Origin of the sequence: Corallococcus carmarthensis (genome assembly GCF_003611695.1) — a bacterium.
In the GTDB taxonomy this organism is placed as follows: domain Bacteria; phylum Myxococcota; class Myxococcia; order Myxococcales; family Myxococcaceae; genus Corallococcus; species Corallococcus carmarthensis.
The window spans coordinates 1-24,545 of record NZ_RAWE01000153.1 but is presented as its reverse complement, the minus strand read 5'-3'; the positions used below and the strand labels follow the sequence as shown (position 1 = coordinate 24,545).

21 protein-coding genes and 2 pseudogenes are annotated in these 24,545 nt (G+C 66.1%); 11 read left to right on the top strand and 12 right to left on the bottom strand.

Annotated elements, in window-relative coordinates; all coding sequences use genetic code 11:
- Window positions 1–1,513: 1,513 nt before the first annotated feature.
- Window positions 1,514–2,473: a hypothetical protein gene (locus D7X32_RS30675; RefSeq protein ID WP_120606115.1), complete on the bottom strand. Its 960-nt coding sequence runs from the start codon at window positions 2,471–2,473 to the stop codon at window positions 1,514–1,516.
- Between the two features lie 731 nt (window positions 2,474–3,204).
- Between D7X32_RS30675 and D7X32_RS45115 the strand changes: the two genes are divergently transcribed.
- The 6 genes and pseudogenes from D7X32_RS45115 to D7X32_RS45110 all read left to right on the top strand — a co-directional run bounded on the left by D7X32_RS45115 (window position 3,205) and on the right by D7X32_RS45110 (window position 10,517).
- Window positions 3,205–3,468, top strand: coding sequence for a hypothetical protein (locus D7X32_RS45115; protein WP_147450331.1), 264 nt, complete (start codon window positions 3,205–3,207; stop codon window positions 3,466–3,468).
- A gap of 12 nt (window positions 3,469–3,480) precedes the next feature.
- A pseudogene (locus tag D7X32_RS30670) lies at window positions 3,481–4,711 on the top strand (IS3 family transposase).
- A gap of 31 nt (window positions 4,712–4,742) precedes the next feature.
- Entirely contained in the window at window positions 4,743–4,922 is a 180-nt protein-coding gene (locus tag D7X32_RS45625; RefSeq protein ID WP_120606114.1) for a hypothetical protein, read from the top strand.
- Between the two features lie 186 nt (window positions 4,923–5,108).
- Window positions 5,109–5,348 (top strand): hypothetical protein, encoded by a 240-nt coding sequence (locus tag D7X32_RS30660; RefSeq protein ID WP_120606113.1) that lies wholly within the window; start codon window positions 5,109–5,111, stop codon window positions 5,346–5,348.
- Between the two features lie 45 nt (window positions 5,349–5,393).
- Window positions 5,394–6,214 (top strand): annotated as a pseudogene (locus D7X32_RS30655) (IS5 family transposase).
- 382 nt (window positions 6,215–6,596) lie between these two features.
- Window positions 6,597–10,517, top strand: a complete 3,921-nt coding sequence (locus D7X32_RS45110; protein ID WP_147450330.1) for a tetratricopeptide repeat protein — start codon at window positions 6,597–6,599, stop codon at window positions 10,515–10,517.
- 375 nt (window positions 10,518–10,892) lie between these two features.
- Here the strand turns inward: D7X32_RS45110 and D7X32_RS30640 are convergent, their stop codons facing one another.
- Window positions 10,893–13,316, bottom strand: a complete 2,424-nt coding sequence (locus D7X32_RS30640) for an FG-GAP-like repeat-containing protein (RefSeq protein WP_158625790.1) — start codon at window positions 13,314–13,316, stop codon at window positions 10,893–10,895.
- Window positions 13,317–13,738: 422 nt separating this feature from the next.
- On the opposite strand from D7X32_RS30640, the gene D7X32_RS30635 reads away from it, so the two are divergent.
- The gene (locus D7X32_RS30635; RefSeq protein ID WP_244239270.1) at window positions 13,739–15,076 is read left to right on the top strand and encodes a M12 family metallopeptidase; all 1,338 of its coding nucleotides are present in this window, start codon (window positions 13,739–13,741) and stop codon (window positions 15,074–15,076) included.
- Between the two features lie 177 nt (window positions 15,077–15,253).
- Here the strand turns inward: D7X32_RS30635 and D7X32_RS30630 are convergent, their stop codons facing one another.
- Together D7X32_RS30630 and D7X32_RS30625 are read right to left on the bottom strand one after the other, a co-directional pair.
- The gene (locus D7X32_RS30630) at window positions 15,254–15,451 is read right to left on the bottom strand and encodes a transposase (protein ID WP_439329029.1); all 198 of its coding nucleotides are present in this window, start codon (window positions 15,449–15,451) and stop codon (window positions 15,254–15,256) included.
- 121 nt (window positions 15,452–15,572) lie between these two features.
- Window positions 15,573–16,175: an imm11 family protein gene (locus D7X32_RS30625; protein ID WP_120606108.1), complete on the bottom strand. Its 603-nt coding sequence runs from the start codon at window positions 16,173–16,175 to the stop codon at window positions 15,573–15,575.
- A gap of 198 nt (window positions 16,176–16,373) precedes the next feature.
- On the opposite strand from D7X32_RS30625, the gene D7X32_RS30620 reads away from it, so the two are divergent.
- The 4 genes from D7X32_RS30620 to D7X32_RS30605 all read left to right on the top strand — a co-directional run bounded on the left by D7X32_RS30620 (window position 16,374) and on the right by D7X32_RS30605 (window position 20,214).
- A complete protein-coding gene (locus tag D7X32_RS30620; protein WP_120606107.1) occupies window positions 16,374–16,955 on the top strand; it encodes an RDD family protein in 582 nt (193 codons plus the stop codon).
- Window positions 16,956–17,040: 85 nt separating this feature from the next.
- Window positions 17,041–18,912 (top strand): HEAT repeat domain-containing protein, encoded by a 1,872-nt coding sequence (locus tag D7X32_RS30615; protein WP_120606106.1) that lies wholly within the window; start codon window positions 17,041–17,043, stop codon window positions 18,910–18,912.
- A gap of 527 nt (window positions 18,913–19,439) precedes the next feature.
- The gene (locus D7X32_RS45620) at window positions 19,440–19,589 is read left to right on the top strand and encodes a hypothetical protein (protein ID WP_158625789.1); all 150 of its coding nucleotides are present in this window, start codon (window positions 19,440–19,442) and stop codon (window positions 19,587–19,589) included.
- Window positions 19,590–19,911: 322 nt separating this feature from the next.
- Window positions 19,912–20,214 carry a hypothetical protein gene (locus tag D7X32_RS30605; RefSeq protein WP_120606105.1) on the top strand — a complete coding sequence of 101 codons (303 nt, stop codon included), beginning with the start codon at window positions 19,912–19,914 and terminating at the stop codon, window positions 20,212–20,214.
- 113 nt (window positions 20,215–20,327) lie between these two features.
- On the opposite strand, the gene D7X32_RS30600 is transcribed toward D7X32_RS30605, so the two are convergent.
- The 8 genes from D7X32_RS30600 to D7X32_RS30565 all read right to left on the bottom strand — a co-directional run.
- Complete coding sequence (locus D7X32_RS30600) at window positions 20,328–20,558, bottom strand: hypothetical protein (RefSeq protein ID WP_120606116.1); 231 nt, start codon at window positions 20,556–20,558, stop codon at window positions 20,328–20,330.
- Between the two features lie 5 nt (window positions 20,559–20,563).
- A complete protein-coding gene (locus D7X32_RS30595) occupies window positions 20,564–20,953 on the bottom strand; it encodes a gamma-glutamylcyclotransferase family protein (protein ID WP_120606104.1) in 390 nt (129 codons plus the stop codon).
- Window positions 20,950–21,390, bottom strand: coding sequence for a gamma-glutamylcyclotransferase family protein (locus tag D7X32_RS30590; protein ID WP_120606103.1), 441 nt, complete (start codon window positions 21,388–21,390; stop codon window positions 20,950–20,952). Before D7X32_RS30590 ends, D7X32_RS30595 begins: the two co-directional genes overlap by 4 nt.
- Before the next feature lie 87 nt (window positions 21,391–21,477).
- Window positions 21,478–22,434, bottom strand: coding sequence for an amidoligase family protein (locus D7X32_RS30585; RefSeq protein WP_120606102.1), 957 nt, complete (start codon window positions 22,432–22,434; stop codon window positions 21,478–21,480).
- 288 nt (window positions 22,435–22,722) lie between these two features.
- A complete protein-coding gene (locus D7X32_RS30580) occupies window positions 22,723–23,061 on the bottom strand; it encodes a hypothetical protein (RefSeq protein WP_120606101.1) in 339 nt (112 codons plus the stop codon).
- A gap of 277 nt (window positions 23,062–23,338) precedes the next feature.
- Window positions 23,339–23,524, bottom strand: coding sequence for a hypothetical protein (locus tag D7X32_RS30575; protein WP_120606100.1), 186 nt, complete (start codon window positions 23,522–23,524; stop codon window positions 23,339–23,341).
- A 93-nt stretch (window positions 23,525–23,617) separates the two neighbouring features.
- Window positions 23,618–24,238, bottom strand: a complete 621-nt coding sequence (locus tag D7X32_RS30570) for a DUF2924 domain-containing protein (protein WP_120606099.1) — start codon at window positions 24,236–24,238, stop codon at window positions 23,618–23,620.
- A gap of 114 nt (window positions 24,239–24,352) precedes the next feature.
- A partial coding sequence (locus D7X32_RS30565; protein ID WP_120606098.1) for a DUF6900 domain-containing protein occupies window positions 24,353–24,545 on the bottom strand: 193 nt, incomplete at its 5' end.

Sequence of the window (24,545 nt, the reverse complement as noted above, 5' to 3'; positions counted from 1 at the left end):
CGCACGAACCCATGCCGCTCTCATTCAGGCCATGCGCGAGGCACTCTCGACCGTGCTGCCGCAGGACGCAGCCGCTTGGTTCTCTTTCTGCGACTACCCACCTCAACCGCCGTGATCACCGCTGTAGAAGGTGCTCCCGTGCAGGTGTGCGAAGACCTCGTTGCCCGGCCAGCCAAGGAACTGGTCAACCGGGCCACGGCGACTCGTTTTCGCGCAGCTCCTCGCGCCCGGAAGCGCAGCCGCAACTCAGCGGATCAGTGGGCCGTCGTGGGGCAGTCGCGGCGGACTGCTGCGCGGGCCTCTGGACGGCTCAGCACGGGAGCGGGCGAACGCGGGCGCATCCTCGCATTGTCATTTCGGTCCAGAGACCTATTCGAGGGCACGTGCCCCGCGCGGAGCAGCGGGGACAGAGGGCTGTGCGCCGGTCGAGAATCGCGGCCGAGACGGTTTGAGAGCCGTCTCGGAGAGTCTGCTCCGCGCGACAAAATCGAGAATGCCGAGTAACGGCGAGCCCTTTTCCGCTCTCTCGGTTAACAGGTGGCCCATTTCAGCATTCTGAAAGAGGGAAATGGCGTAACCCTGGAAGGTACGACATCGAAAGCCCGGGATTGTCAGAATCGGGTGCCTGCGGTGGTTAACAAAACTGTTAACCACTCTCGGCCTCTCTCTCACCAAAACGAGTGAAAGAGCAGTCCAGAGGGCTCAATCGGCGGCGGAGGAGAGGGGGTATCTCGCTCTGCGGGATAGAGCGCCGAGAGCGCCCTCTTCGTCACCGCGAGCCAGAATCCCTTGGGATTCAGCGGCTTAAGCACGAAGGCCCCGCGATATCATCGCGAGGCCCTTGTTAAACAAAAAGGGCCCTACCGGTTGGTAGGGCCCTTCAAGTAGCTCCCCGAATGAAGCCCTGCGCGAACTCGTTCTCGGCTTTTCTCTGAGAGGACTCAAACTCTCTGAGGGCCGAAAGCTGAGTAATATTCAGTGGTTTCAAGGAGGGGCTGCTGGAGCCCTTCAATCGGGGACCGAATGAATGTCCGCAAACTACACGGTGGGTGACCTCCCGTCCATGGTTCCGATCTGCCGGTGTCCGCTTCACAGCGAGTTCGTGGCGGCGGTAGGCGTGGGCTCGCGGGGCGAAGCATGGGGTGGTGGGTAAAGGTCGCATGATCTCGACGCGCGTGCGGGACCTGCGACAAGCCAAGCCCATGTCCGGGGGCTCCCGTGGCGAATCGCGGCCCGCTTGGCCGGCGTCCAGGGCCTGCGAGGGCAGGCCTCCGCAGGCGGTGTCGAGCCAAGCCGCGCGCAGCAGCAGCTTGGTGCGCCCCGCTGCCGCTCCCCGGTGCTTCACCTCCCCCTTCGTCGCTACAGGCACTCGGTGGTCTCGGCCCCCACGCGTCGCGCTCACTCGCCTTGACGAACGTATGACGCAGTGACCGGATTTGGGCGCTGGGTGGGCACACGAGGCCGAGGGAACTGCCGCCAGGTCGTTCGCTCCGACGGCAGTTGCCAGAGGCCCTCAGCGCGTCGAGTTCCGGACCCGCTTATGTACGGGCTTCGTCTTCCGGGTGATTTCGCGCCGGTACCGCTCGCGTTCCTTGTTCGACATGCCGAGGCGACGTGCCGCCTCCGAATAGCTGCAGTCCTGCTGGTGCTCCTCCCAGAGCGAGTACGCCTGGGGCGTGAGCTTCTTCTTCATGGCTGCGCGCACTTGCTCGAGCTGTTCGTCTTGAGCGATGCGGTGCTCCGTTAGCGGCTCCGCGATGTCGCCCGGCTGGAGTGCGTCCGATGCCTCCTCGTTTTCCTGGTTCGACGCGCCCGCCTCACGCGGAATGAACTGCGCCGTCATTCCGAGGCTGGGAAGCCGCGGCGGACGCATTCCGTATTCGTGCGAGCCGGGGTCCTCAGTCGGGTGATTCCTTGCCCGCAGGACGAAGTTACGGAGCTTCTTGGCCGGGTCCCGCTCGGCTTGCCATGGCTTTTCCACAAGGGCAGACCCGAGGCGGAAGCTATCTCCCTGCCGGAGATCCAAGGACAGCGCACTTCTGGCGAGCACCTCAACGGCGCCGAAGTTCTTTTCCTCGTGCATGCCCCTAACGGCGAGACGGCACCCGTAGTGGACGCTCTCGTGCTTGACGTAGTCGTGAACGGACTCTCCGTGGGCATCAGCGTTCATCTTCACTTGCGCAATCCAGCGCGCCGTCGGGCCATCGGCGAACTCGGTGACGGCCGCATGGAAGCCGAACAAGAAGTTGCCGAGCTTCGTCCCGAAGGTCTTGACGTCCGGCGGAATGATGTTGCTGGTGGACGATGGGGGAGGGCTGTCCACCTGCTGGCCGGCCTCCACAAGCCGACGGGTGTAGACCTCGTTGGCTACTGCGGCTGTCGCGGTCACCAACTGCGCAACGCCCTGCAGGAACCCCGCGAAGACTTCGAGCGGATGCGGCGCAGAGGGGGAAGGATTCGTAGAGTCATCCATACAATGTCCTGTGATGTGGGTGAATGAAGGTGGACGACGGTCCAAGCTCCGCCCTCAATCGCCAACGGCACGACCCGAGCCTTCTGGGACAGGTTTTTCACCACCGGCCGCCGTACCGCTCCGCCATCCCGGGGCGCCGGACTTTGGTGTGGCGATTCCGCCAAGGAGTAGGTGTCGGGGTGCTCCATGAGCTTCCCTTCGTTGTTGCTGCAAGCCTCCGTCGCCGGCCCCGATACTCGGCTGAACGTGGATCTGTGGATCTAATGAGCCAAGCCTGTCGCGGCGACCGAGTTCTGGGGGGGTGGATAAGGCACCGTGGAGGCCACCAGCTTCGCCCTCCTGGCATCCGGGCACCATGCGAGCGCCCACTACACATGTCGGCGGAGCACCTACTGTGCATCGCCCCCCTGTGTGTCGCAATGTAGGTGGCATCGGTGCCCGCGTCCGCAGCCTCCGCGGTCGGTGTCGAGCCGGCCGCGCTAGGTTGCTGCTGCCCCAACTCGCGGCTGTATGTTGCGGGACTTGGCTGTCTCCACTGGTCAAGGAGGGCGTTCTGTTGGGCGCCGCATACTCCGAGACGGCCCGCTGGAAGGCTCTGCTTCCGAAGGTGCACTGGACGGACGCTCGTAGTGGAGCCCCCAGCCGTGAGGCTACCCTCTATGCTGAGCGTTCAGAGCCATGCTGGCTCGAAGGGGGGCGCTCTCCGCGCTCGCGTCGTGAAGTGAGGCTCCATGCACCCGCTTTCGATTGAAACGCGCAGACTTCTCGAAGAACACCTGAATGACGTCGAGGTCGAGACGACGACTGGCCGAGAGGCCATTAAGCAAGCCGTGGGAAGACCAGGCGATCCTCACCACGAATTCTATAAGAAGCTTCTCGTCTCGATGGCTGCAACGCTGGACGAGGTCGCTGTTCTCCGTAAGCGACTGACGAAGGAGACCGACCACGAGGCATGGTGTAGCCCCCTGAAGAGTCGGACAGGCTCGATCGGCTAGAAGGCGAGTCTGATGATGGAGAAGAAAACTCACGAGGGAGCCCCGGAGGGGCCCGAGAGCAAGCGTCGCCGCCGGTACTCCGCGGAGGAGAAGCTGCGCTTGGTGGCCGAGTGCGAGGCGCCGGGCAGCAGCGTCTCCCTGGTGGCCCGTAAGTACGGCGTCAACGCCAGCCTGCTGTTCCGGTGGCGGCAGTTGAAGGAGTCGGGTGGCGTGTCGGGGCTGCAGGCCGGCGAAGCCGTGGTGCCCGAGTCCGAGGTCCAGGCGCTCAAGGCCCAGGTGCGCGAGCTGCAGCGGCTGCTGGGCAAGAAGACGCAGGAGGCGGAAATCCTCCGGGACGCGATGGAGCTGGTGCGCGAAAAAAAACTATTGTCGCCCGCGGCCTTGTCCAAGCTGGGAGGCATTCTGTGAGCGCGGTGGCCCGGGCCCTCGCGGTCGCCCGTTCCACGCTGCACCGCCCCCTTTCCCCTCGGCAGCCCCGCCGCCCGGACGTCCAATCCGACGCCGAGGTCCTCGAGGAACTCAAGGCCGTTGTCGGGCAGAGAGCCACCTACGGCTACCGCAGGGCGTGCGCGGTTCTTACCCGGCAGCGCCGAGCCGAGGGCAGGCCCGGAGTGAACCACAAGCGCGTCTACCGCCTCATGCGCCAGGGCCAATTGCTGCTGCAACGCCATACCGGCAAGCCGACGCGCACCCACGAGGGCCAGGTGGTGACGCTCAAGTCCAACCTTCGCTGGTGCTCCGACGGCTTCGAGGTGCGCTGCTGGAATGGCGAGCGCGTCCACGTCGCCTTCAGCCTGGACTGCTGCGACCGCGAAGCCATCGCCTTCCAGGCCGCCGCCCAGCCGCCTACCGCGCTCACCATCCAGGACCTCATGGTCGAGACGTTCGAGGCCCGCTTCGGCCCGGGCACCGCCAAGGCGCCCCACCCGGTGGAGTGGCTGTCGGACAACGGCCCCGTCTACACCGCCAAGGACACCCGCGACTTCGGCCTGGGTCTCGGCCTGCGGGTGTGCACCACGCCCTCGTACTCCCCCCAGAGCAACGGCATGGCCGAGGCCTTCGTGAAGACTTTCAAGCGCGACTACGTGTACGTCAACGAGTTGCACTCGGCAGCCCATGTCCTGGCGCAGCTGCCCGCCTGGTTCGATGACTACAACCGCTGCCACCCTCACCGGGGCCTCAAGATGAAGTCACCCCGCGAGTTCCGTACTGCTAACTCTCAACCTTGAGCTGTCCGATTTGACGGGGGCAACTCCAAGGCAATCCTCCGCGACGTGTGGAAGGAGTCCGTCGAGACGGACGCCGATATGGGGGACGGCGCGTCCGCAACACAGGACGTGTCTCGGGGGCGGGCGGTTGTCCTTCGCCGGATCAGCGTCGTGCTTGTGAGGAGGTTGAAGGAAGAGGTTCCTCACGAGACCTACGTGCGCATCTTCGGGAGCCTCTCGTCGTAGAGCGCTCGTCCGGTGTCTACCTAGGCTCGCCCCGAGAGCGCCGACGGGTGATTCGCTCGCTGGTCCTCCTCCAGTTAGAGGCTCGTCGGCGCTTTCGTTCAGCCGCGTTCACCGCTGACGCCTACCTCCCTTGGGTGATTGCCCCGCCCGCGCGCCCGACGCCTACTGCTGACGGAGGAGCCCCCCATGCGGATGCGGCTGACGCAGGATGTGGAGCAGGAGGCCGACTGCCGGGGGGAGCCGACGGTGGAGGTGTTGGTCCACGAGCGGCGGGGCGGCGTCGCTGAGCTCCAGCCTGCGGGCGCTGAGAGGCGCGTGCGGTGGCTGCGTGGGACGGCGGACCTCAACTGCCAGGGCAGCGGCACGGCCACGGTGCGGGTGACGGCGCCAGGGCTGTACCGCGTGCGAAGTGTCGCGAGTGCCTAGGACGTGTCCGCAAATAGTTCGAGCGGAGCCGGGTGTTAGGAGGGCATGAGCCGAGGAGAGCTGACGGACGCCCAATGGGAGCGGCTGGTAGGACTGCTGCCGCCCCAGAAACCCGCGCGGGGCCGTCCGAACAAGGAGCACCGCGAAGTGCTCGACGGAATCCTCTGGGTGCTGCGCACGGGAGCGCCCTGGCGCGACGTGCCTCGGGAGCAGTTCGGCAGTTGGAAGACGCTCAGCAGCCGATTCTACCGCTGGCAGGAGGCAGGCATCTGGGCGCGGGTGCTGCGGCAGTTGCAGGCCGAAGCGCACGAGGATGAGCACCTGGACTGGACGCTGCACTTCCTGGACGCCAGCGTCATCCGAGCCCACCAGCACGCAGCCGGCGCACGCGGCACGCCGGTAAAAGGGGGGAGGCCGAAGCGCTGGGCCGCAGCCAGGGAGGCTTCTCTACCAAGCTGCACGTCCGGGCGGAGGGCCAGGGGCGGCCGCTCGTCTTCGAGCTGACGGCAGGTCAGCGCCATGAGACGCAGGCCTTCGAGGCGCTGATGGCGGGTGGCAGCGTGCCGAGAGCTCACTCGCCGGGTGCGCCACGCCGCTTGCCCGACGCCCTCGCGGCGGACAAAGGCTACAGCTACCCCAGCCTCCGCGCCTGGTGCCGCGAACATGGGGTGCACGCCATCATCCCCACTCGCTCGAACCAGCCCCGGCAGCGCGCCTTCCGGCGCGCGGCCTACCGCAAGCGCTGCCGGGTGGAGTGTCTCTTCAATCGCTTGAAGCAGAACCGGCGGGTGGCGACGCGCTATGAGAAGCGCGCCGCCAACTACCTGGCGATGGTCCTTATCGCCTCCATCCGCCTCTGGCTCTAATTTGCGGACACGCCCTAGCGTGCCCGGGACGCCTACGTCGAGGAGACGGAGGCGGAGGGTGCCATCCACGCCGCCGTCCTCGGTGAAACGAGGAGGTGCCAAGTACGACGGGGCCACGCTCCAGGTCCTGGAGGGGAGATTCGGCATCACCTCCGTCCGGCCGCACGTGCGGCCTAGCGGCGTGACGGAGCTGACGGGCTTGCGGCCCAGCGCCCAGTTTGGGGTAGGCACAGGCTAGATGGCCCGACATTAGACCCTATCCGGGGCTGCCATCCTGATCCGGGACATTGGGATGTCCCCTTCGGCAGTAGACTACGGTAGTTCGCGCACTTCGGCCGGGCACGTCGCCCACGTCGAGTTTAGGCAAGGGGAGGCTGAGCTGATGGGCGGTGACGCTACGTTCTTCGGGACCACCTACCAAGCACGTGTCATTGCGTACATCTACGTCCACATTCTTGCCGGTATGCGGTTGGGCTGGCTAAGCCCAGTCGACGACACTCCGATTGCTGTTTCGGGGGAGACCGATGGTCCCGGTGATGATGCTCGTATCGAGTTCGGTGACCGACATCCGGCCATAGAGGTCCAAGCAAAACACGGGATGACGGGCGGCGCGAAGCTGCAGGAGATGCTAGCGCGCGTCCGTACCAGGTCGCCGCCGGACGATTCGCTCAGGGTAGTCCTCGTGGTTAATCGTGGATCGAGCAGGTGGCTGTACAGCGCCCTCCCTGGTGACATTGAGCGACTGCGGGCAGGGCGGCAGGACGCCTTGAAGCCGGATACCGTCAGATTGCTAAAGGAGCTTGGGCCTGACTCGTCAGTCCTCCGGCGCTTGGTAGTTATTCCGTGGGACCTGGACCGGGCACAGGACCCGGACCACAAGTTCGCGCTGCAGCTCCTTGCTGAGTCGGTCCTCGAAGACAGAGAGATGGCGACGGCTGCTCTTGCGGTGCTAGCCACGGATGCTGGAGATGTATGCGCCCGCAGGCTCCGTCGGACGAGAAAGGAGCTCGTCGACCTGCTTGCGGGGTCAAAGATCAAGGTCCGCCCCCCAGCGAAGGACGACCGGTGGCACCGGGATCTCGACTTCTCACGGCAGCTTCTTCAGAAGCAGCACCCTGCTGTGGCGCTTGAGATACTCAATCGGATGGATTCTGTGCTCGGCATGCAACAAGTCGAGCCGCAGGTCCGTTACCGGCTCGACCAGCAGCGCTCAACCGCACTCACTCAGCTCGGCCGGTACGACGAGGCTCTTAGATATGCGCGCTCTGCTCTTGAGGTTGTTCCGAGCGGAGCTCGTGCGCTTCAGGTAGCAGCCCTTGCTGCGCTCTATTCAGGGGATGTGGCCATGGCACGGGCCTTCGTCGACCAGGGCTTGAGCGCGCATCCTGTGGATTCTGACCTCTGGGGGGTAAGGGCTCAGGTTGCGACCGCATCCGGTGAGCCACTTCCGTCGCCTCCGGCAACCGTGTCCACGTCGGAGGGTTACCGAACGGCGCTGGCGCATGTTGCAGCCGAAGTGGCCGATTGGCCGCGTGTTCTGGAACTGACTGCCAATCTCCTGGCAGACGGCGTGAAGACTCCCGAAGTAGTCTTTCTCCGTGCCAACGCATTCCTGTGCGCCTCCATGCGCACCAGCGACGTCGTAGACCACGCGCGACTTGAGGACATTGAGCGGCTCTCCACTGAAGTTATTAGGTTGTGTGCTGATGACGCGCATCCATTCGCGCGAAAGGGGTTAGCCCTTCGCGCAATGGCCCGCTCACTCCTAAGCCGCGCCGACGAAGCAGAGGCAGACCTGCGGCTTGCGCGAGAGCTCTCAGCCGATGACCCAGACACAATCTACCAAGCCGCCCGCATCAAGGTGGGCGGAGGAGATGACGCTGGCGCGCTTGACCTTCTCCGCCATCCAGTGGCGGATGAAAACCCACCGCTCGCAGCCATGCGGGCCCTCCTCTTCGCTAGGCGTGGCGAGAAGGAGGCTGCCCGCCGTGATATCGATGCGGTGCTCCGTCGGCTGACGAAGGCAGTCAATTTCGATTTTGTGCGGTTCACTCTCGCTGATGCTGCACTGGAAATCTCTGACGCAGACCTTGCTGCGCGAATTCTCACGGGAGTGACTCCAAAGGGAGTGTCGGAGCCGCTCTACGCTGTACTCAGAGGACGGATAGCTTTTGTGCGCGGAAACATCGACGAAGGTACTGCATGCTTTCGCGAGGCGAGCGGGCTAGACGAATCAAGCCAGCCGGGCATCGTCACTGAGCTCGGCTCCCACCTGCTCAAAGCTGGCTGCACGAAGGAAGCCCTGCAAGCCTTCGATGAGCTGGGACCTGCAAAGGTGCCGGCTTCGGCCCTCCGAGTTTACGCGAATGCATTGATGCGGGCGGACGAACTCGTCCGCGTGAAGGCCCTTGTGGAGCAGCTCGCGGCAGCAGGGCCTCTCCCTGACTGGGCGCTTCGCATGGCGGCGGACATCGCGCTCCGTCAGGAGGACGTAGGTGCCGCCCTACGGCACCTCACCGCGCTCGTCGAGGGAGGCAAAGAAGTTCCGCGCACGCGCCTCGTTCTGGCACATTGGCTACTCGAGTCCGGTAGGATTGAGGATGCACGGCCACATCTGAACTTGCTAGTTGCCGAACCGGCGCAGTTACCTGCCGAGCGCATGGAAACCGCCCGGCTTCTTTGTTCGGCGGGGCAACCTGACACGGGCTTGCCGCTTGCCTTCCGTGCGTTTCGTGATGCCCCAGAGGACCCTCGACTCCATCGCGGCTTCATCATGCTGCATCTTCTGGCCAACGTCCTGCCACAGCCCTTGTCCGAGGTTGGTCCCGACACGCATGTTCGGCTCAAGAGCCATGATGGTGCATCGCGTGAGCACACTGTTTACTCTACCTCGCCAATTGATCCGATCCGTGGGGAGATGAGCGTTGTTGATGCTCAGGCAGCGGGCCTCATCGGTCTTAAGGTGGGCGACACTCTGCCTCAGAGCGAAGACGGCTGGTCCCACGAGCGATGGGTCGTTGAGGCAATAGTCCCTGCCGTGGTCCACGCCGTCCGAGACGCAATGATGAATTTCGCGCAGCGCTTTCCTCGCGAGCCATTCTTCATCAAAGGGTTTCACATCGGCGATCTCGCCTCGGTCAGAGACTTCGCGCCTTTCATCGCATCACTTGAGGCGCAGAGGGCCCGTGCCGCTCATGTCCTCAAAATCTACCGGGAGCAGATGCTACCGCTGGGGTTCCTCGAGCAGATGCTTCCGAGCTTGATGAGCGACCTCATGGAGGGGCTGAGTACCAACCCGCAGAATGGGGACCTGCTCCCTGTTGAGTGGGCCGCTCGCGAGGAGCAACGCCGCTCGGTTGCTGCCGCTCAAGAGGCGAATGAGGTTGTCGTCACTCGCTCTGCCCTCAAGACGGCTGCCGACCGCGCGCTCCTCGCTCAACTCGCGGGCACATTCACGCTCGTTGCTCCGGCATCGCTTTTCAATGAACTCCGGGACCAACTGCGCGAGGCGGAAGCCGATGTCACAAGGGGGCGTGCCGTGCTGACGGGCGGAGGCATCGGTCTGGGCACCGAGGCATTACCCGCAGGCAGCCCCCGCCTCCTCGAGAGGTTGGAGGCCGCGCGTGCCGTTCTCTCATGGCTTGAAGTATCGGCCCGGCTTGAGCCACGGCCCCTGCTCGCCCTCCAAGCAGCGGCTCCGGACGAGGAGGAACTTCGAGACTTCATTGGGAAGAGCTCGGCTGATGCTCTCGACCTCGTGAAGCACCTCGGAGCTACTCTGTATGCTGACGACCTTGGGTTGCGCCGACTTCTCTTCGAACAGGCCAACCAGACGCGGTCATTCTCGACGGTGAGCCTGCTGCCTGCACTGGTAGAGCGCGGCGTCCTCACTAGAGAAGAGCATGAGCGCCATCTCCTCGCGCTGGTAGGCCGTCGCTACGCGATGGTGCTCCCCACTCGTGATCTCCTCATCGCCGCGGTGCGGCGCTGGAGCGATCTTGGTCGCAACGGGGTTGCGCAATCGTTCGCGCTCCTTGGTGGACCAGGCATAACCGCTGGCGAGGCTGCCAGAACTACTGCGCAGGTCATTCGCTGGCTGGTGACGGCGCCGCTTGAGGTCGTTTCGACTGGCACCGTGGTCCGGATGGCCCTCACGGGTATGAGCGCGCGTTGGCCAACCCCACTTTGCAGCAGGCTGGTTGCTCATGCGGCGGGGGAGGAACTCGCCCTCATGCCTCAGCATCTCGATACCGTGCGGCAGGTATGCGCCGCCTTTGCGAGAGGCTCCCTCGAACTCAGTTAGCCAACCTTCCACCACGCTGTGAGGTGTCTCAAGAAATCCGGGCAGGAGGCCTCCCGAAGCCTCGGAAGTTTGCGCGGGCGGTGGGAAAGATGCCCGAACCTCATGATCGGCGATGCCCCTCAGTGCTTCCGAAGCCACCGCGCAGGCGCAGGAGACCGATTGCCTCGCGCGTCTCGCTCACTCGCATTGACGCAATGCCCATGGTGGCCTTGAAGCACCCATGACGCAGCGACCGAATTCTGGGTACGCACACGGGGCAGGCGCCTGCGCGTCTTTCGGTGCGCCGCGCTCGAAGCACGCGGCGCACCGATTCTCCTACCGAGACCGCGCTGAAATCAGGGCACGCCGCCCCAGCGCGGTATCGCGGACAGCGACTTAGAGTCCGTTGGGGACTACGGTCACGGTGCCGGAGCCCCTGTTGGTCAGGATGAGATCGGCGTACCCATCCGCGTCCATGTCCGCGGTGGCGATGGCGTTGAGGCCAGGCGAGGCGCCGGTCGTGACGACGGTGCCCGCGGTGAAGCCTCCGTTGCCGTTGCCGGTCATCGGGCGGACGCCGCCCGAGGCCGCTGTCACGAGGATGTAGGCGTCGAGCTTGCCATCGCCGTTGAAGTCACCGGCCACGACGCCCAGCGCCGAGTTGGCGGCCGTATTGGTCGCGGCGGTTGACTGAACGCCGCTCGCGAAGGTGCCGTTGCCGTTCCCTCTGAAGTAGAAGAGGAACCGGCCGGCCGCGCCGTTCGAGAGGATGTCGAGCGTGCCGTCGCCGTTGGCGTCGCCGAAGGCGATGCCCGCTGTCTGGCCGCTGGCGGAATTGCTGTAGGCGACGGGTGCGGCGAACGTGCCGTCTCCCTGGTTGATGAGGACCGACAGGCGTGCGCTGGCGGGGCTCGTCACCACGATATCGGAGAGGCCATCGCTGTTCAGGTCACGGCAGGCGATGCTCGACTGAGCGCCGCCGGTGCTCTGGATGCCGATGAACGTGGGCGCGCCGAAGTTGCCCGCGCCGGTGCCGAACAGCACGCTCACCAGGTTCTGGGTCACGCTGGTCGTGGCGATGTCAGCCGCCCCGTCGTTGTCGAAGTCCCCGGTGCAGAGGTGGACGGAGCCTGGGGTGCCCGTGGTGAAGCTCGTCGGCGCGCCGAAGGTCCCGGGCGCGCTCGAGCCCAGGTTCTTGTAGACGCTGATGTTTCCGTTGATGAGGGGCAGGTTGGTCTGGCCGTCGACGGTGACGGCGTCGAGCCACCCGTCGCCGTCCACGTCCACGGCCACGACCGCGTTGCTGGAGAGCGAGGCGCTCCCATAGTTGACCTCCGACTGGACGCTGGCGTCGCCATTCCCCAGGAAGACGGAGAGCGAGCCAGAGGGAGTCTGGGTCGACCCGGATTCGGCATTGGCCACCAGGATGTCGAGCTTGCCGTCGCCATTCACATCGGCGACCGCCGGGGCCAGCGGGCTGTGGTTCGCGGGGGAGCTGACAGGCGTGCCGGGGACCTGGCCGGTGGGGGCGGTCTGGCAGGTGGCGTTCGAGCAGATCTGTCCCGTCGAGCACACGATGCCGCAGGCGCCGCAACTGGCGGCGTCGCTCTGGAGGTTCACCTCGCAGCCGTCGGACGAGTTCGCGTTGCAGTCCGCGAGGGTGCCGGAGCAAGACTGGCAGATGTTCCCCTCGTAGGTGGGCGCGCACTTGCAGGTGTAGCTACCCACGCCGTCGATGCAGGTGCCACCGTTCAGGCAGGGGTTTGCGGCGCACTCGTCGATGTTGGTGCAGGTCACGCCGTCGCCCTCGTACCCCGCATCGCAGGCGCAGGTGAAAGAGCCCCCGGTGTTGGTGCAGGAGGCGTTTTCGTTGCAGTTGTCGGTACCGGCGGCGCACTCGTCGATGTCGGTACAGGTCACGCCGTCGCCCTCGTACCCCGCCGTGCAGGCGCAGGTGAAGGAGCCCGCGATGTTGGTGCAGGAGGCGTTTTCGTTGCAGTTGTCGGTACCGGCGGCGCACTCGTCGATGTCGGTGCAGGTCACGCCGTCGCCCTCGTACCCGGCATTGCAGGCGCAGGTGAAGGAGCCCGCGATGTTGGTGCAGGAGGCGTTTTCGTTGCAGTTGTCGGTACCGGCGGCGCACTCGTCGATGTCGGTACACACTGTCGGCTGTCCCGTGCAGGTGTAGCCCGGCTCCACCTGGCAGACACTGTTACAGCCGTCTCCGGAGAGCTGGTTGTCGTCGTCACAGGTTTCGGCTCCACCAATCACCCCGTCACCACAGAAGGCTCGGATGGACGTCTCCACCGCGTCCACCTGGTAGGCCCCGAACAACGCGCCCCGCAGGCGCACGTAGCGATAGGGGTAGTTCCCGGGGTAGCTCGCCACCGCGACATGGGTCCCCAGGCCCATGTGCAGCAGGCTGGAGCCGACCTGGGTCCCATCCGCCTTCAGGAAGTCCACCTGGGCCACCAGGAACACCGACAGGCCATGGTAATAGACGCGCAGGTCGCCGGTGCCCTCCTCGCCCTGCCCCAGGTCCAGCACCAGCGCCGAGAGCAGGGTCGGTATCGTCGCCCGCTGCCCGTCCGGTGCGCCCAGCGCCCTGTTCGGGTGGAGAACCGCCGGCGTGGTGCCCGGCGCCACCGCGTCCGCATACAAGTCCCACGGCGGCGCGAGCTCCTGGCTCACCTGCGTCAACGCCTCATCACTTCCAGGCTCTGCCCCTTCGTCGAGGGGCTCCACACCACAAGCGCCCAGTGACAAGGCCAGTGTCACGCCCAGCCCCCACGACCACAGCACACCTTGACGGCTTCGCATCTTGTTTCTCCCCCAAGGAGCAGGATGGAACCCGGAATGGACCAGCCCCCCTATGGAACGAAAGACACTATTCCTCTCACCCTCCCGTTCGGCCAGCAACATGCAAATGGCCAGCGTCCTCTGGCGACCAGCCAGAAAGCACTTGAGAACCATGGACGCAGAGTCCATGACATGCATTTGAGCGCCTCCGCGAATCAGGGGGATGATGGGGGGTCACAGCGCACCTCCGACTGCGCCGGTGAGCCCCAGGAGCGTGGGTGCTTGGAGCCCCAAAGGCGCTGAAATGCCTTCCACGCCTTCTGCTGGAGTCCTTGCGCCGGGGCATGTCACGAATTGATGAGGGTTCTCCATTTCAAACGACAAATGTCAGAGTGGTATGGTTGTCTCCTGCTCCCCGGAATGCCTTCCGGAAAGGAGGCACCATGCTTCGACGCACATGGAAGTCCGCGCTGGTTGCTCTGTTCATCCCCAGTCTGCTGCTCACCGCCTGTGGTGAGGGACTGGAGTCGCGTCCCGCCCTGGACCCGGAGATGGCCCGAGTGCCGGCTGGCGCCCCGGTTCGCGAGGGCTACGCCTGGAACGCCGCGAGAGGGAAGCTGGTGCCAGTGAAGTACGCCGAGGTGGATGGACTGGCCATCCTCGATGGAGACATGGTTCTCGGCACGGTGGAGGAGATGGAGGCGCGCGTGCGCGAGGTGAAGGCCCGGGGAGGTCTCGACGCCCCGGGAGTCCACGCCCAGGGCGTGGCCATCACCGGAGCAAACTATCGCTGGCCCAACTTCGAGGTGCCCTACAGCATCGACGCGGCCACACCAAACCAGGGGAGGATCACGGACGCCATCAATCACTGGCAACAGCGTACACACCTCCGCTTCGTACAACGCACCGTGCTCAACGCGGTGCTGTACCCGGACTACGTCCACTTCCAGTCTGGCACCGGGTGCAGTGCCAACACGGGGCGAATTGGTGGCAAGCAAGGGGTGTGGATGGATGGCACCTGCAGCACGGGCAACATCATCCATGAAATCGGACATGCGCTGGGCCTCTGGCATGAGCAGGCGCGCGAGGACCGCAATACCTACGTGCGCATACGGTACGAGAACATCCTCGCGGGCCAGGAGCACAACTTCGACCAGCAGATCGCCGACGGCGACGACCTCTTCGCCTATGACTACGGCTCCATCATGCACTACCCCCGGACGGCGTTCACGAGGAACGGGCAGACCACCGTCGAGACCCTGGGAGGGCAGGCCATCGGGCAGCGCGACGCGCTGAGCATCAGGGACGCGGCAACCGTGGCGCGTCTCTACTCGAAAACCATCTCCCTGCGCACCTCGGGCGGCTACTACCTGTGGGCCGAGGACGGCGGCGGCGGCGATTTGTATTCCACCTTCACCGAAGACCATTATTCCTGGGCGAAGTTCCGACTGGTGGACCGCAACGGCTTCGGGCTGCAATCCGGCGACCTCGTCCACCTGCAGACGCACGAAGGCAACTATGTCATGGCCGTGAACGGTGGCGGCTCGTGGGTGACAGCCACCCCCACGGCGCCTGGCAGCTATGAAACCTTCCGCATCTTGAAGATTGCCGGCACGGGCTTGCTCACCATCGGCACCGGAGACACCGTGGCCCTGACGACGCCCGATCTCCTCAACCCCCGCTACGTGGGGGTCGAGAACGGCGGCGGCGGCGGCAGCAGGGTGTACGCCGACCGCACTGCCCGGGGTCCATGGGAGCAGTTCACCATCACCTTCTACTGAGGGACGGGGTAGGGCCGAGTAACTCCGGGCGAAAGCAGACACGCGTCTGGGAGGGCGTGGTCTCGGGAAGTACCGTGGCCACGCCCAGGTCCTCGTAGATGAGGGCCGCTTCCGCCTTTGCCCATCCACTCCGTCCGCTCGGGAAGTGAGTGCGTCCAACTAGGGCGTGTTCGCAAATTAGAGCCAGAGGCGGATGGAGGCGATGAGGACCATCGCCAAGTAGTTGGCGGCGCGCCTTTCGTAGCACGTTGCCTCCCTCCGATTCTGCCTCAAGCGACGGAAGAGACACTCGATCCGGCAGCGCTTGCGGTAGGCCGTGTGGCGAAAGGCGCGAAGACGACGCTGGTCAGAGAGAGGGGATGGCGGCCCACTCATTGTGCTCATGGCGCCAGGCTCGCGGGTACATCAAGTGCTAGCGCGATGGGCCCTGGCTGTCTCTCGCCCGGTGGCAGTACGTCTCGAAGCGCTTCACGTGGCGATGGGTGCAGCCAGGGCGTCACGGCCCATGGTAGTCCTCGATGAAGTCGGGGTGGTACCACTCCTCGACGGGCATGAACTTGAACCCCTCTGCCTCCCATCCTCGCAGTCGGTCCACCAGGGACGAGTGGAGGAGGATGGTGTAGAGGAGTTCGCCCAGTCGGAAGATGAGCCGTCTCTCCAGGGGAATGGCTGCGAGCGCATGCTCATCGAGCACGAGCTTGCCAATCGCCAACATCTCCCGGGGTGAGTAGAAGAGGCCCTTCGTGCGCTTCTTGTCGACGCAATAAATCGAGCGACAGACATGGAGCCACCAGAACCTCTGGACTTCCCCGCTTTCGACGGAGACGTCCGCCGGGAGAAACTGAAGGTGGCTGATGGCAAGAGGCTCAAGAAGGGACTTGGCCTGGGTGGAGAGCAGGGGCTCACAAGAGCCTTCATAGGCAGGGAAGGGTTCCTTCGGGAGCACTCCTGTGCGGATGCGTAGCTTGATGGGTTCTGTCACGAAGACAGGGCGCTGTTGCCAGGGGACTCCCACGAGCTGCTTCTGGGGTGGCGGTCCTTCGCGCTGCATCCATTGGTTGAGTGAATCGCCCATGAGCATGAAGTAGTCGTTCTGCATGTCGGCGTGTGGCTCGTGTGGCTCGTCGAATCCATCGAGCTTGCCGCCGTGACTTGCGTCAAGCAATTCAGAGGTGCGGAGCTTGATGTGGTGGGTTCGGTGACTTGATCTGCTGGGTTAAGTTTGGCTCCCAATGGGAGCTTTCTCGCCGAAGTAAGTTGCTGCCTTCGGGCGGGCGTAGCTGTGCTGCGGCCCCCCATGTCCGACTTCCGCGAGGCCGTTGAATCGATTTCGGAAGCCCAGTGCTCGGAGCACCCAGGTTTCTCCGCTGACGGTGCATGTACTCGTTGCGGCACCTTCGTCTGTTCCTTCTGCGCGTTGTCCTGGGCGGGCCGGTGCTTCAAGTGCGTTCATGCCGCTCCTGAACTCGCGACGCGCAGGGCCCGGCTCGCGGCAAGCCTTGTTGATGGTGCCGTGCTCCTGCTCCCGTCCCTGTTCCTGGGCGTGCTTCGGTGCCTGGCCATTCCGGACGAGGCGGCGATGAATGCCCCAGTAGTCTACGCACCGGCACTCCTCGTGCTGTTCGTACAGGCGAGCCTGATTCGGGGCACGGGGGCGAGCCTCGGCAAGCGGCTCCTGGGGATACGCGTCGTCCGAAGAGATGGCCGTCCGGCGGAGGTGTGGCGGATCGCCCTGCTGAGGAACGTGCTCCCGATGGCGCTTTGCGGCTACTTCGGCTGGCTCGGACTCGTGGACGCGCTCTTCCTCGTTGGGGAGGAGCGGCGATGCCTTCACGACTGGGTGGCCGGCACCCGCGTCGTGAAGGCTCCTCGAGCGTAGCGCTCCTTCGCTGCGCGGTTCGTGACTGGCTGAAGCGTTGGGTTCGGAGTCCCTTCCCAGCGAGGGGAGAATGAGAGGCGATGACATGGAGGGAGAAGTGAAGTCTGGGCGTCCCCGCTGGTTGGCCGGGCTCGTGTGTGTGGTGGTGGTGATGTCCCTGGGGTGTTCCCGGCCGTGGAAGCGGGAAGACATCAGGACATGGGAGGGCTGCTGCGAGGGGGCTGACGCGTGCCTTGCGCTACTGCAGGAACTCCACGGCCCCGACACGGGGGAGAAGTGGCTGCCGCCGGAGCAGGCGTGTGCCTCCTGGAAGTTGGGGCGCGTGGGGGAGGACGTCGTCCCTCGGCTGATTTCGCTGCTTCGGCATTCGGACCGTCGCGTGCGCGGCGGTGCAGCACAGGCGCTGGCGAAGATGGAAGAGAAGGCCACGGGCGCTATGCCTGCGCTCATCGAGGCGTATGAGCGGGAGCCCGGTGGGCTGGCCCTGCACGCGCTCTCCTCACTCGATGACGAGAGAGCAGCGCCAGCCATTGTGCGCCACCTCCTGGAGTCGCCCACGTCAGCCCTGGAGCACCTCGGCCCGACATTGGCCCCGGTGCTGGTGGAGGTGCTGGAGAATCCGGAGTCGAGCTGGGAGGCGCTGGTGCTGGTGCGCCGCGTCCTCGCCCGGCGCCCCTCCATGTACACGGAGACGTTCGTTCCGCGCCTGCGGACCCTCCTCGCGCGGGAGCTGGAGGAGCCCACTCTCCGGCGCCCACCAGGGACGTCCTGCCCGTCGGCGCCTGCGCCAAGCTGCGAGGCGGTTTTCGACGCGTGCACCCCGCGAGCGGCCTACGTGGCGTCGGCGTTGGCGGCCTACGAGCGCCGAGGCGCGAAGGCCGCGCCCGAGGTGCTCCAGGCGCTCCAGCGGGCGGACGTGCGCCTCACACCCGTGGCGCTGCAGGCGCTGGTGGCCTTCGGGAGTCCTGCTGCGGTGCCCGAGGTCCTCCAGCAACTCGCCGTGCCTGAATGCCGTGCCCGGGCCCTTGCGAGCCTCGTGTCCCTGGGGGGCGTCGCGCGGCCAGCCGCGACGGAGCCGCTGCTGCGGCTGCTGGCCACGGGGGAGGAGGGCTGGGTGCGGGCGCGGGCCGCAGAGGCCCTTGGAGGCGTGGGAGGTGCAGCCGCCCTCGAGGCGTTGCGCCAGGCGGTGTACGCGTCGCACAGCGAAGTCCAGGCCGCGGCTGTCGGGGCGCTGGGCAGCTACGCCTTCCGGACGCATGCGGAGGAACTGGTGCCGTTGTTCCAGCAGGTGGTGGCGAAGCACGCCTCTCCGGTGGCGCGGAGCCACGCGAGGTTGGCCTTGGAGGGACTCTCCGGGCAGGAGGTGCAGCCTGCGGAGTCCATCGACTGCGCCCGCATCAGTCCAAGACGCGCCGGAGGGTGGACGCTGCGCGAGGGGCACACCTCTCTCCAGTTGCACTGGGACAAGCCGAAGGCGCCCCCACTAGGGAGTCCTTGTGCAGCCGTGCCTGGAGGGGACTCCGCCTCCGTTCTCGAAGCCATGGGCGAGGCTTGCCTCGTCGGGTGGGACGACGGGGAGTTTGGGGGCACGCTGGAGGTGCATGAGGCCGGGCGGGTGACGGTGCTGGAGGAGCCCCACGCCAATCCCCTGCATGTCGTGCGGATGCACGGCGCCCTCGTGGTGGTGGAGGGCCTCGCGCACCTGTCTGGCGGCGCGGGGAGTCTGGTGCGTGTCGACGCGTCCGAGGGGCGGTGGCGTGCCATCCCTTGGGTGACTCTCCCAGGTGCGCCGATGGCATACGCGCTGAACGAGGCGGGAGACCTCGTGGTGGGGACGTCGGACCAGCGACTCGACGCCATCGTGTGTGGCCGGGCTGGCACCTTCGCACCAGCCCACGTGGTGCGCGTCACGAGGGACGGGGGCCTGGCCCCCGTCGAACCGGACGGACGGCCCTGATGCCACCGCGCGGGAAAGGGCGCCCCTCCCGAGGCAGGAGGGGGCCTGGCGCGTGCGGGGGCGCTTCAGCCGCGCCGCGTCCGCGAGCGGAACTCGCTGGCCCAGCGCTGAGCGGTGGCCTTGGCGCGCTCGCCATCCGAGGGAAGGTGACTCGCTGGTGGCTTCCCGGCAGGCGTTGGCTTCCCAGGGCCGGAGGTGCCGTCCGCCCCGGTTGCCCCTGCGGTGTGCCCCTTCTTTCGCACCCACATGCGAGGGGCGGGGTTGACGGTGGGCGGTGGCGTAGCAGGCGCGGTGTCGGCCTTGGGCCTGCGCCCGCGCGGGAGAATGACGTCGGGGACGCTGTGGGGCGCGGCGCCCTCCACCCACGCGGCATGCAGGCGGCCCGAGGCCACCATGAGGCGTCGCTTCTGGTAGTGCGCTCCGCAGTATCCCTGGCTGACGTGTGGGCGCTGGCAGCCGATGACGGCACACGCTCTGGCTGTAGGCGCGGGAGGTGGGCGCGGGGGCAGGTGCTGCGCTGGAGCGGGTTGCGGAGGCTTCGCGTCGCGGCCTGGGCGCTGGCTCGACACTTCCTGCTGGGGCCCCGGGGCGAGGCGCCTCGCCACCCCGGCCAGTCTCGCGACGAGGCTGGCGAGTGGGCGCGCCAGTTCCTCATCAAGGGCGGCGCGGAAGGCTGACTCAAGAGAGCCCGTGGACTTCGGAGCGGACGAGCGGAGCGGCTCCCTCGTGGAAGAGGATGTGCCGTGAGCCTTCAAAACAGGAGTGCGTGGGATTTTGGGCATGTGTGGCTTTGCTCGCATTGCTGTGTATTCGGGGCGAATGCGCGTTGGGACGGCGGGTGATGATTACCATCCTCTGGGCATGTGTCGTAGTCGAGCAGTGCTTGAGTGGAGGGAGGGAGCGCCCGCCTCTTGTGACAATACGAAGTGACCTCACGGAAATGGTTGTTGGCATGCGTCGCCCGGCGAACTGGCGCGTCGCGTGCTGTGGGGAATGCGGATGACGATGAGCGAGCGGGAGGCCCTCGCAGAAGAACTGCGGCGGGTGGAGGTGGCGTTGCAGCGAGCATACGCGACGATGGACGGGAGTGCCGAATCGCGGACGCGGATGGCCAGGGCGAAGGCGGAGTACCGAACGGCAGAGGCCGCGGCGCTGCACGCGCTGGGCGCCGAGGATGCGTTGAGGCTGGTGGAGGCGAATGACTCGGCGTGCGCTCACGCCCCGGAGCAGGAAGCACTGCGGGAGCGGGTTGTGCGCGACGCGAGAGAGTTGCCCCGCCGCAGTGGCGAGCACCACGCATGAGGAGCGCGCCTCCTGGACGGACGTGAAACATCAGGTGAAACAGGACGCTTCGGCCGGCGGACGGGCCTGGGCCGCATGGGCATGCCCTGAGAGGCATGCCATGCCGGCCCGGCTCACCCTCGCGTCGCCAGGCCCTCGCGCAGCATTTCATCCACGAGGGACGCGGCCTTCTCCTCGGCGGTTGCGCCCTGCACGCGCAGCGCGACGGACTCGAAACGCTGGGTATTGGCAACCACCCAGTCGATGTAATCGGGAATGGAGAGGCGCTCCACGCCGAAGGCGATGTCCTGCATTCCCTTCACGATTTGGACGGCCGTGCCCATGAAGACACGTCCGTCGCGCATGATGATTACCATGGTTTCCTCTCCTTCAGGTGTCGACGCCAGCAACCAGACTCGATGATGGGGCGGCCAGCCAACCGCCCCTTGGGAAACAGGTATGCCTCGACGCGGCCGGCACCGTCGAGGGCAATGGACGTGCGCTGGTAGAAGCGAGGGTGGCCCTCGAGCCTGTCGAGCGCAGCCAGCATGTCAGCGTCGACTTCGTACAGCTCCCCAGCGACAGCGTGCTTGCCCCTGGAGGCGAGGGCAGGGAAGGGCCCGTAGTCGTAGAGACTGAAGCGGGGCTGCGTCCGCGCTGGGCCGATGAGGCGTGCACCGCGCAAGAGGCGGTGGTTGGGCTCGCCGGACAGCAGCGTTCCGTAGACGAAGACACGCGTCGAGACTGAGGCGCGCGTCATGTCTCACCTCCCAGGGCGCCCGCGAGCGCGGCGCGGTTGAAGCCCAGTCGCCCGTAGGCGTGCCAGAGGACGCGGAAGTAGCGGCCAGCGGGCGGCCAGGTCTCGAAGCCAGTCTCGGGCTGGAGGTACACCAACGCGCGGCGGCGCATGCCGGCCCTGTCCCTCACAAGTCGGGTGGCGCGCCGGTATGCGACGGGGTGCCCCTCGAAGATGTCGAGGGCGCGCAGGTCCTCGGGCGTGAGGCGGTACAGCAACCCCTCGACGTGAGCGCCGCGCACGCGCTGGACGCTGGCGACCGCGCCGCCCCAGCGGCGGCTGTAGCCGCCAAACACCAGGGTGTGGCCAGGAAGGGTGGCGCGGGCTTCGACAGTGGCGCCGGGGCAGCGCGTGTGCATTTGGGCCCTGTCGAGGTTGGAGCCGTATGCGAAGTAGAGCATGGGGTTTCTCGCGTTGGAGACGGGCGTGCGGCCCGCCGATGTCATTGCCAGCCAGGGCGCCCGAAGGGCCCTGGCGTGAAGGCCGCTTCAGGCGGCCAGCGCCTCGTTGCGTTCGCCGCCCACGTCGCTCCCGTTGCCGCCCTGCGCGCCCTCGCTGCCAGGAGTTCCGTTCCCACCCGGGCTGCGCCTGTCGCGGCGCTGGCCCTTCCATGCGGCGCTGCCCTCCAGCTTCTTGAGGAGGTGGGTGCGGGCCGTCTTGAACTCCTCGCCGATGAGGCCCAGGTGGAGGAGGAACACCCGGAAGTCGTACTTGGCGGTGGCGGGGTTGAAGTCGCGGCGCTTACTGGAGGCTGCCTTGGAAGCCAGGGCTCGGGCCGCGAGGGCCAACACCAGTTGGACGTAGGCCTTCACCTCGCCCGCGTGGACCGAGCCGTTGAAGTAGCGGAATTCAATCGTGCCCCGGAAGAAGAGGCTGTTGAGGTTGAGGCCGTGGTAGCGGCTGGAGTCGTAGCGCTGCGGGGCGACGTTGTGGCGCCCGTACCAGGCCTCATTCACCTCCTGCAGGGTGCGTGGGCGGCGGGCCTCCAGCCGCTGGATGAAGGCCGCGTCGATGGGCCGGCAGAACCGGGCCAGCCGCGTCGCGCTCACTCCGAGGGCCGTCTCCAGGAGGCGCTCCTGCTTGTGCACCATCTTCACGAGGTTGGTGACGCCCTTGGCATCGAAGCGGCTGCCGTCGACGTGGATGTGGATGCCGGTGGAGGCGTCGGCGCGGGCGCCGGCCTCGCGCGCGGCGCGCACCACCTGCTGTAAGGCTTCCATGTCCTGGTAGGTGAGGATGGGGGAGACGATTTCGCCGCTGTACTCGCCCCCGCTCAGCGAGCCGTCTGGCACCACTTTCCAGGTGCGGCCCTGCGAGTCCGTCACCTGCCAGCCCTGGTAGTCGCCGGAAACGTGCCCGCCCACCGCGCCCTGAATCGCGTGGGCCAGCTTCTGGCGGCTGGCGCCCACCGTCTCAATCTCAATTCCAAACCGGAGCGTCTTCATGGAGTTTGCCTCTCGCGTTCGCGCGGGGCTGTGGCGCCCGTCGCGAAACACATACACGCTCTTGTGTGCGAATGAAGCAAGTCCACTTCGTCGGTTGGAAGGGCGGATTTGGGTGTCTGGAATAATTGCGAGAATGCGCGGGGTTTCACGCCCGCCCTCGGCGGGTGGGCGGACAGTCTGCCAGGGCTGGGGCGGCAGGCGGAATTCCAGTGTGTGTGATTGCATCGGCGGGGAGGGGCGAGGAAACCCGCGCGGTGCGGCGGCGCGGGTTCCCGCTGTCCCCTCCGCTCAGCCCAGCAGGGTGTTGAGGAGCATCATCCCGCGCATGGCCTCGGCATGATCTCCCTCGGCCAGTTCCAGGTAGATGCGGCCTTGGTTCGGCTCCGAGAGGCGCTCGCTCTGCACAATCCACCGCTCGCTGGCAGGGGTGTTTAGCTCCAGGCTGGCGGCGAAGGCGTGGAGCAACGCGCTCAGTTGCCGGTGGGTGGCGCCTGGCGGAAGGAAGATATCCAGTTGAGGCTGGGCCGTGCCGTACCGGCTCTTGCCGAGGTCCAGGCTCAGCCTGACGTTGCTGAAATCAATCATCTTCATCGGGATGACGTGAAAAGGGATGGTCGTCGCGTTCATCGTCGGTATTCCTGTGGGATTGTGCGGTGCTTTTGTGTCCGTCGCGAAAGGCATACACGCCCTGGTTGGCTGGTGTATCAAGCCCTCTTTGCTGCCCTTGAGGGAGTGTGTGCTGTCCGGGGCGCTGGTGTTCGGGTCGGGCGCTGTTTTTGATTGAGCGTGTGGCTGGTGGTGATACATGGTGTTCGCGCTCGGGGCCCGTTTCGGTCCGCCCGCGTGGCTTGCCGGACGTGGCTGTCGCAGCCCGGCAAGGCCCTTGAATGGCGAGGTGCTGCGGCTAGGGCGCCCCCTTGGAGGCTGGGGCGGGCTTCGTGCCCTCCCGCTCGGCTTGAATCTTCATCAGCTTGTCGATGATCTCGGCCTTCCTGGTTTCCCCCAGGTAGGGGAAACTGTTTCCTGTGTCGATTACATGGCGGCGCAGTTTCTTGACGGTCATTGCTTCCAATTCGCTGCGTGTCTTCATGTCGTTCCCGTGGGGACGCGGGGCTGCGTTGAAGGCAGGGCCTCGGGCAATACGAGTGCCTCGACTCCCTGCTGCGTCGTCGCCATGGCAGGCTCACCCCTCTTTCGGGGCGAAGTGCACGGCGGTTTCGGTGGCACCCATTGCCGTAAGTTTGTTGTGCAGCGCGTGCATGACGAAGCTCCTCCGGCTCGGGAAGCCCGCTTCGCGCCACGTCTTGTCCAGGGCCTTGACGGCCTCCGCAGCGAAGGAGAAGGGGAGGACGCGGTTGCCGTCTTCGCCCACCTTCGCCTCGCGCTCTGGGCGGGGGCCCACCGGCACGCGTCCAACCTCCGCCTCCCGAATCTTCCACTTGAGGTAGGGAATGTCGTTGCTGCCCGTCGGGCGTCCCACGACTTCGCGGTACTTCGCCTGCACCTCCTCGAGAGACATGTTGGCGAAGCGCCCGCGCTTGGGGGACGGCTGCGTGCCCTCGGCTGTGGGGGCGGCCTGGGCCGCAGGCGCCGGAGGAGCGCTGGGGGCGGTGGCCGTCGCGCGGCGGGAGGGGCTGCGCTGCTTCTTCGCGGCAAGGGACTCCTCGATGCGGCGGATGAGGAACTTCTTGTTCGGGCTGCGCGTCTCCTCGCCCACCACTTCGCGGTAGCGGGCGCGCAGCTCCGTCAGGTTCAGCGACTCCAGCTTCTTCGTCTTCGTCTTCGGTGCGGCGTTGCGAGGCATGGTGGTGTTTTCCTTTCCGGGCCGTAGGTACACGTCTGCCGTTCACGAGGGTGGCCCGGCGGCCCTCATGCGCTGCTGCCCCGCTGGGCGGGGCGTGGGTTGTGAGAGGAGGCGCTACTTGTTGCGGGCAGCGTTCAGGCCAGCCTGATAGGCCGCTTCGAGGGCCTCCTTCAGGCGCCACACCGCCACGTCGTGGAAGTCGAGGCTGTCGCTGTTGCGTGTCTTCAGGGTTTCGATGCTGAGCGCTTCGCGCGCAATGCGCTCAAGGGTTTCTTCGGGGGCCCGGGCGGGCTTCTCGGCGCTGGCG

Coding starts and splice junctions, on each gene's coding strand:
- D7X32_RS30675 (WP_120606115.1), bottom strand. CDS start 2,473: ATGGATGACTCTACGAATCCTTCCCCCTCTGCGCCGCATCCGCTCGAA.
- D7X32_RS45115 (WP_147450331.1), top strand. CDS start 3,205: ATGCACCCGCTTTCGATTGAAACGCGCAGACTTCTCGAAGAACACCTG.
- D7X32_RS30660 (WP_120606113.1), top strand. CDS start 5,109: ATGCGGATGCGGCTGACGCAGGATGTGGAGCAGGAGGCCGACTGCCGG.
- D7X32_RS45110 (WP_147450330.1), top strand. CDS start 6,597: ATGGGCGGTGACGCTACGTTCTTCGGGACCACCTACCAAGCACGTGTC.
- D7X32_RS30640 (WP_158625790.1), bottom strand. CDS start 13,316: ATGCGAAGCCGTCAAGGTGTGCTGTGGTCGTGGGGGCTGGGCGTGACA.
- D7X32_RS30635 (WP_244239270.1), top strand. CDS start 13,739: ATGCTTCGACGCACATGGAAGTCCGCGCTGGTTGCTCTGTTCATCCCC.
- D7X32_RS30630 (WP_439329029.1), bottom strand. CDS start 15,451: ATGAGTGGGCCGCCATCCCCTCTCTCTGACCAGCGTCGTCTTCGCGCC.
- D7X32_RS30625 (WP_120606108.1), bottom strand. CDS start 16,175: ATGCAGAACGACTACTTCATGCTCATGGGCGATTCACTCAACCAATGG.
- D7X32_RS30620 (WP_120606107.1), top strand. CDS start 16,374: ATGTCCGACTTCCGCGAGGCCGTTGAATCGATTTCGGAAGCCCAGTGC.
- D7X32_RS30615 (WP_120606106.1), top strand. CDS start 17,041: ATGGAGGGAGAAGTGAAGTCTGGGCGTCCCCGCTGGTTGGCCGGGCTC.
- D7X32_RS30605 (WP_120606105.1), top strand. CDS start 19,912: ATGACGATGAGCGAGCGGGAGGCCCTCGCAGAAGAACTGCGGCGGGTG.
- D7X32_RS30600 (WP_120606116.1), bottom strand. CDS start 20,558: ATGCGCGACGGACGTGTCTTCATGGGCACGGCCGTCCAAATCGTGAAG.
- D7X32_RS30595 (WP_120606104.1), bottom strand. CDS start 20,953: ATGACGCGCGCCTCAGTCTCGACGCGTGTCTTCGTCTACGGAACGCTG.
- D7X32_RS30590 (WP_120606103.1), bottom strand. CDS start 21,390: ATGCTCTACTTCGCATACGGCTCCAACCTCGACAGGGCCCAAATGCAC.
- D7X32_RS30585 (WP_120606102.1), bottom strand. CDS start 22,434: ATGAAGACGCTCCGGTTTGGAATTGAGATTGAGACGGTGGGCGCCAGC.
- D7X32_RS30580 (WP_120606101.1), bottom strand. CDS start 23,061: ATGAACGCGACGACCATCCCTTTTCACGTCATCCCGATGAAGATGATT.
- D7X32_RS30575 (WP_120606100.1), bottom strand. CDS start 23,524: ATGAAGACACGCAGCGAATTGGAAGCAATGACCGTCAAGAAACTGCGC.
- D7X32_RS30570 (WP_120606099.1), bottom strand. CDS start 24,238: ATGCCTCGCAACGCCGCACCGAAGACGAAGACGAAGAAGCTGGAGTCG.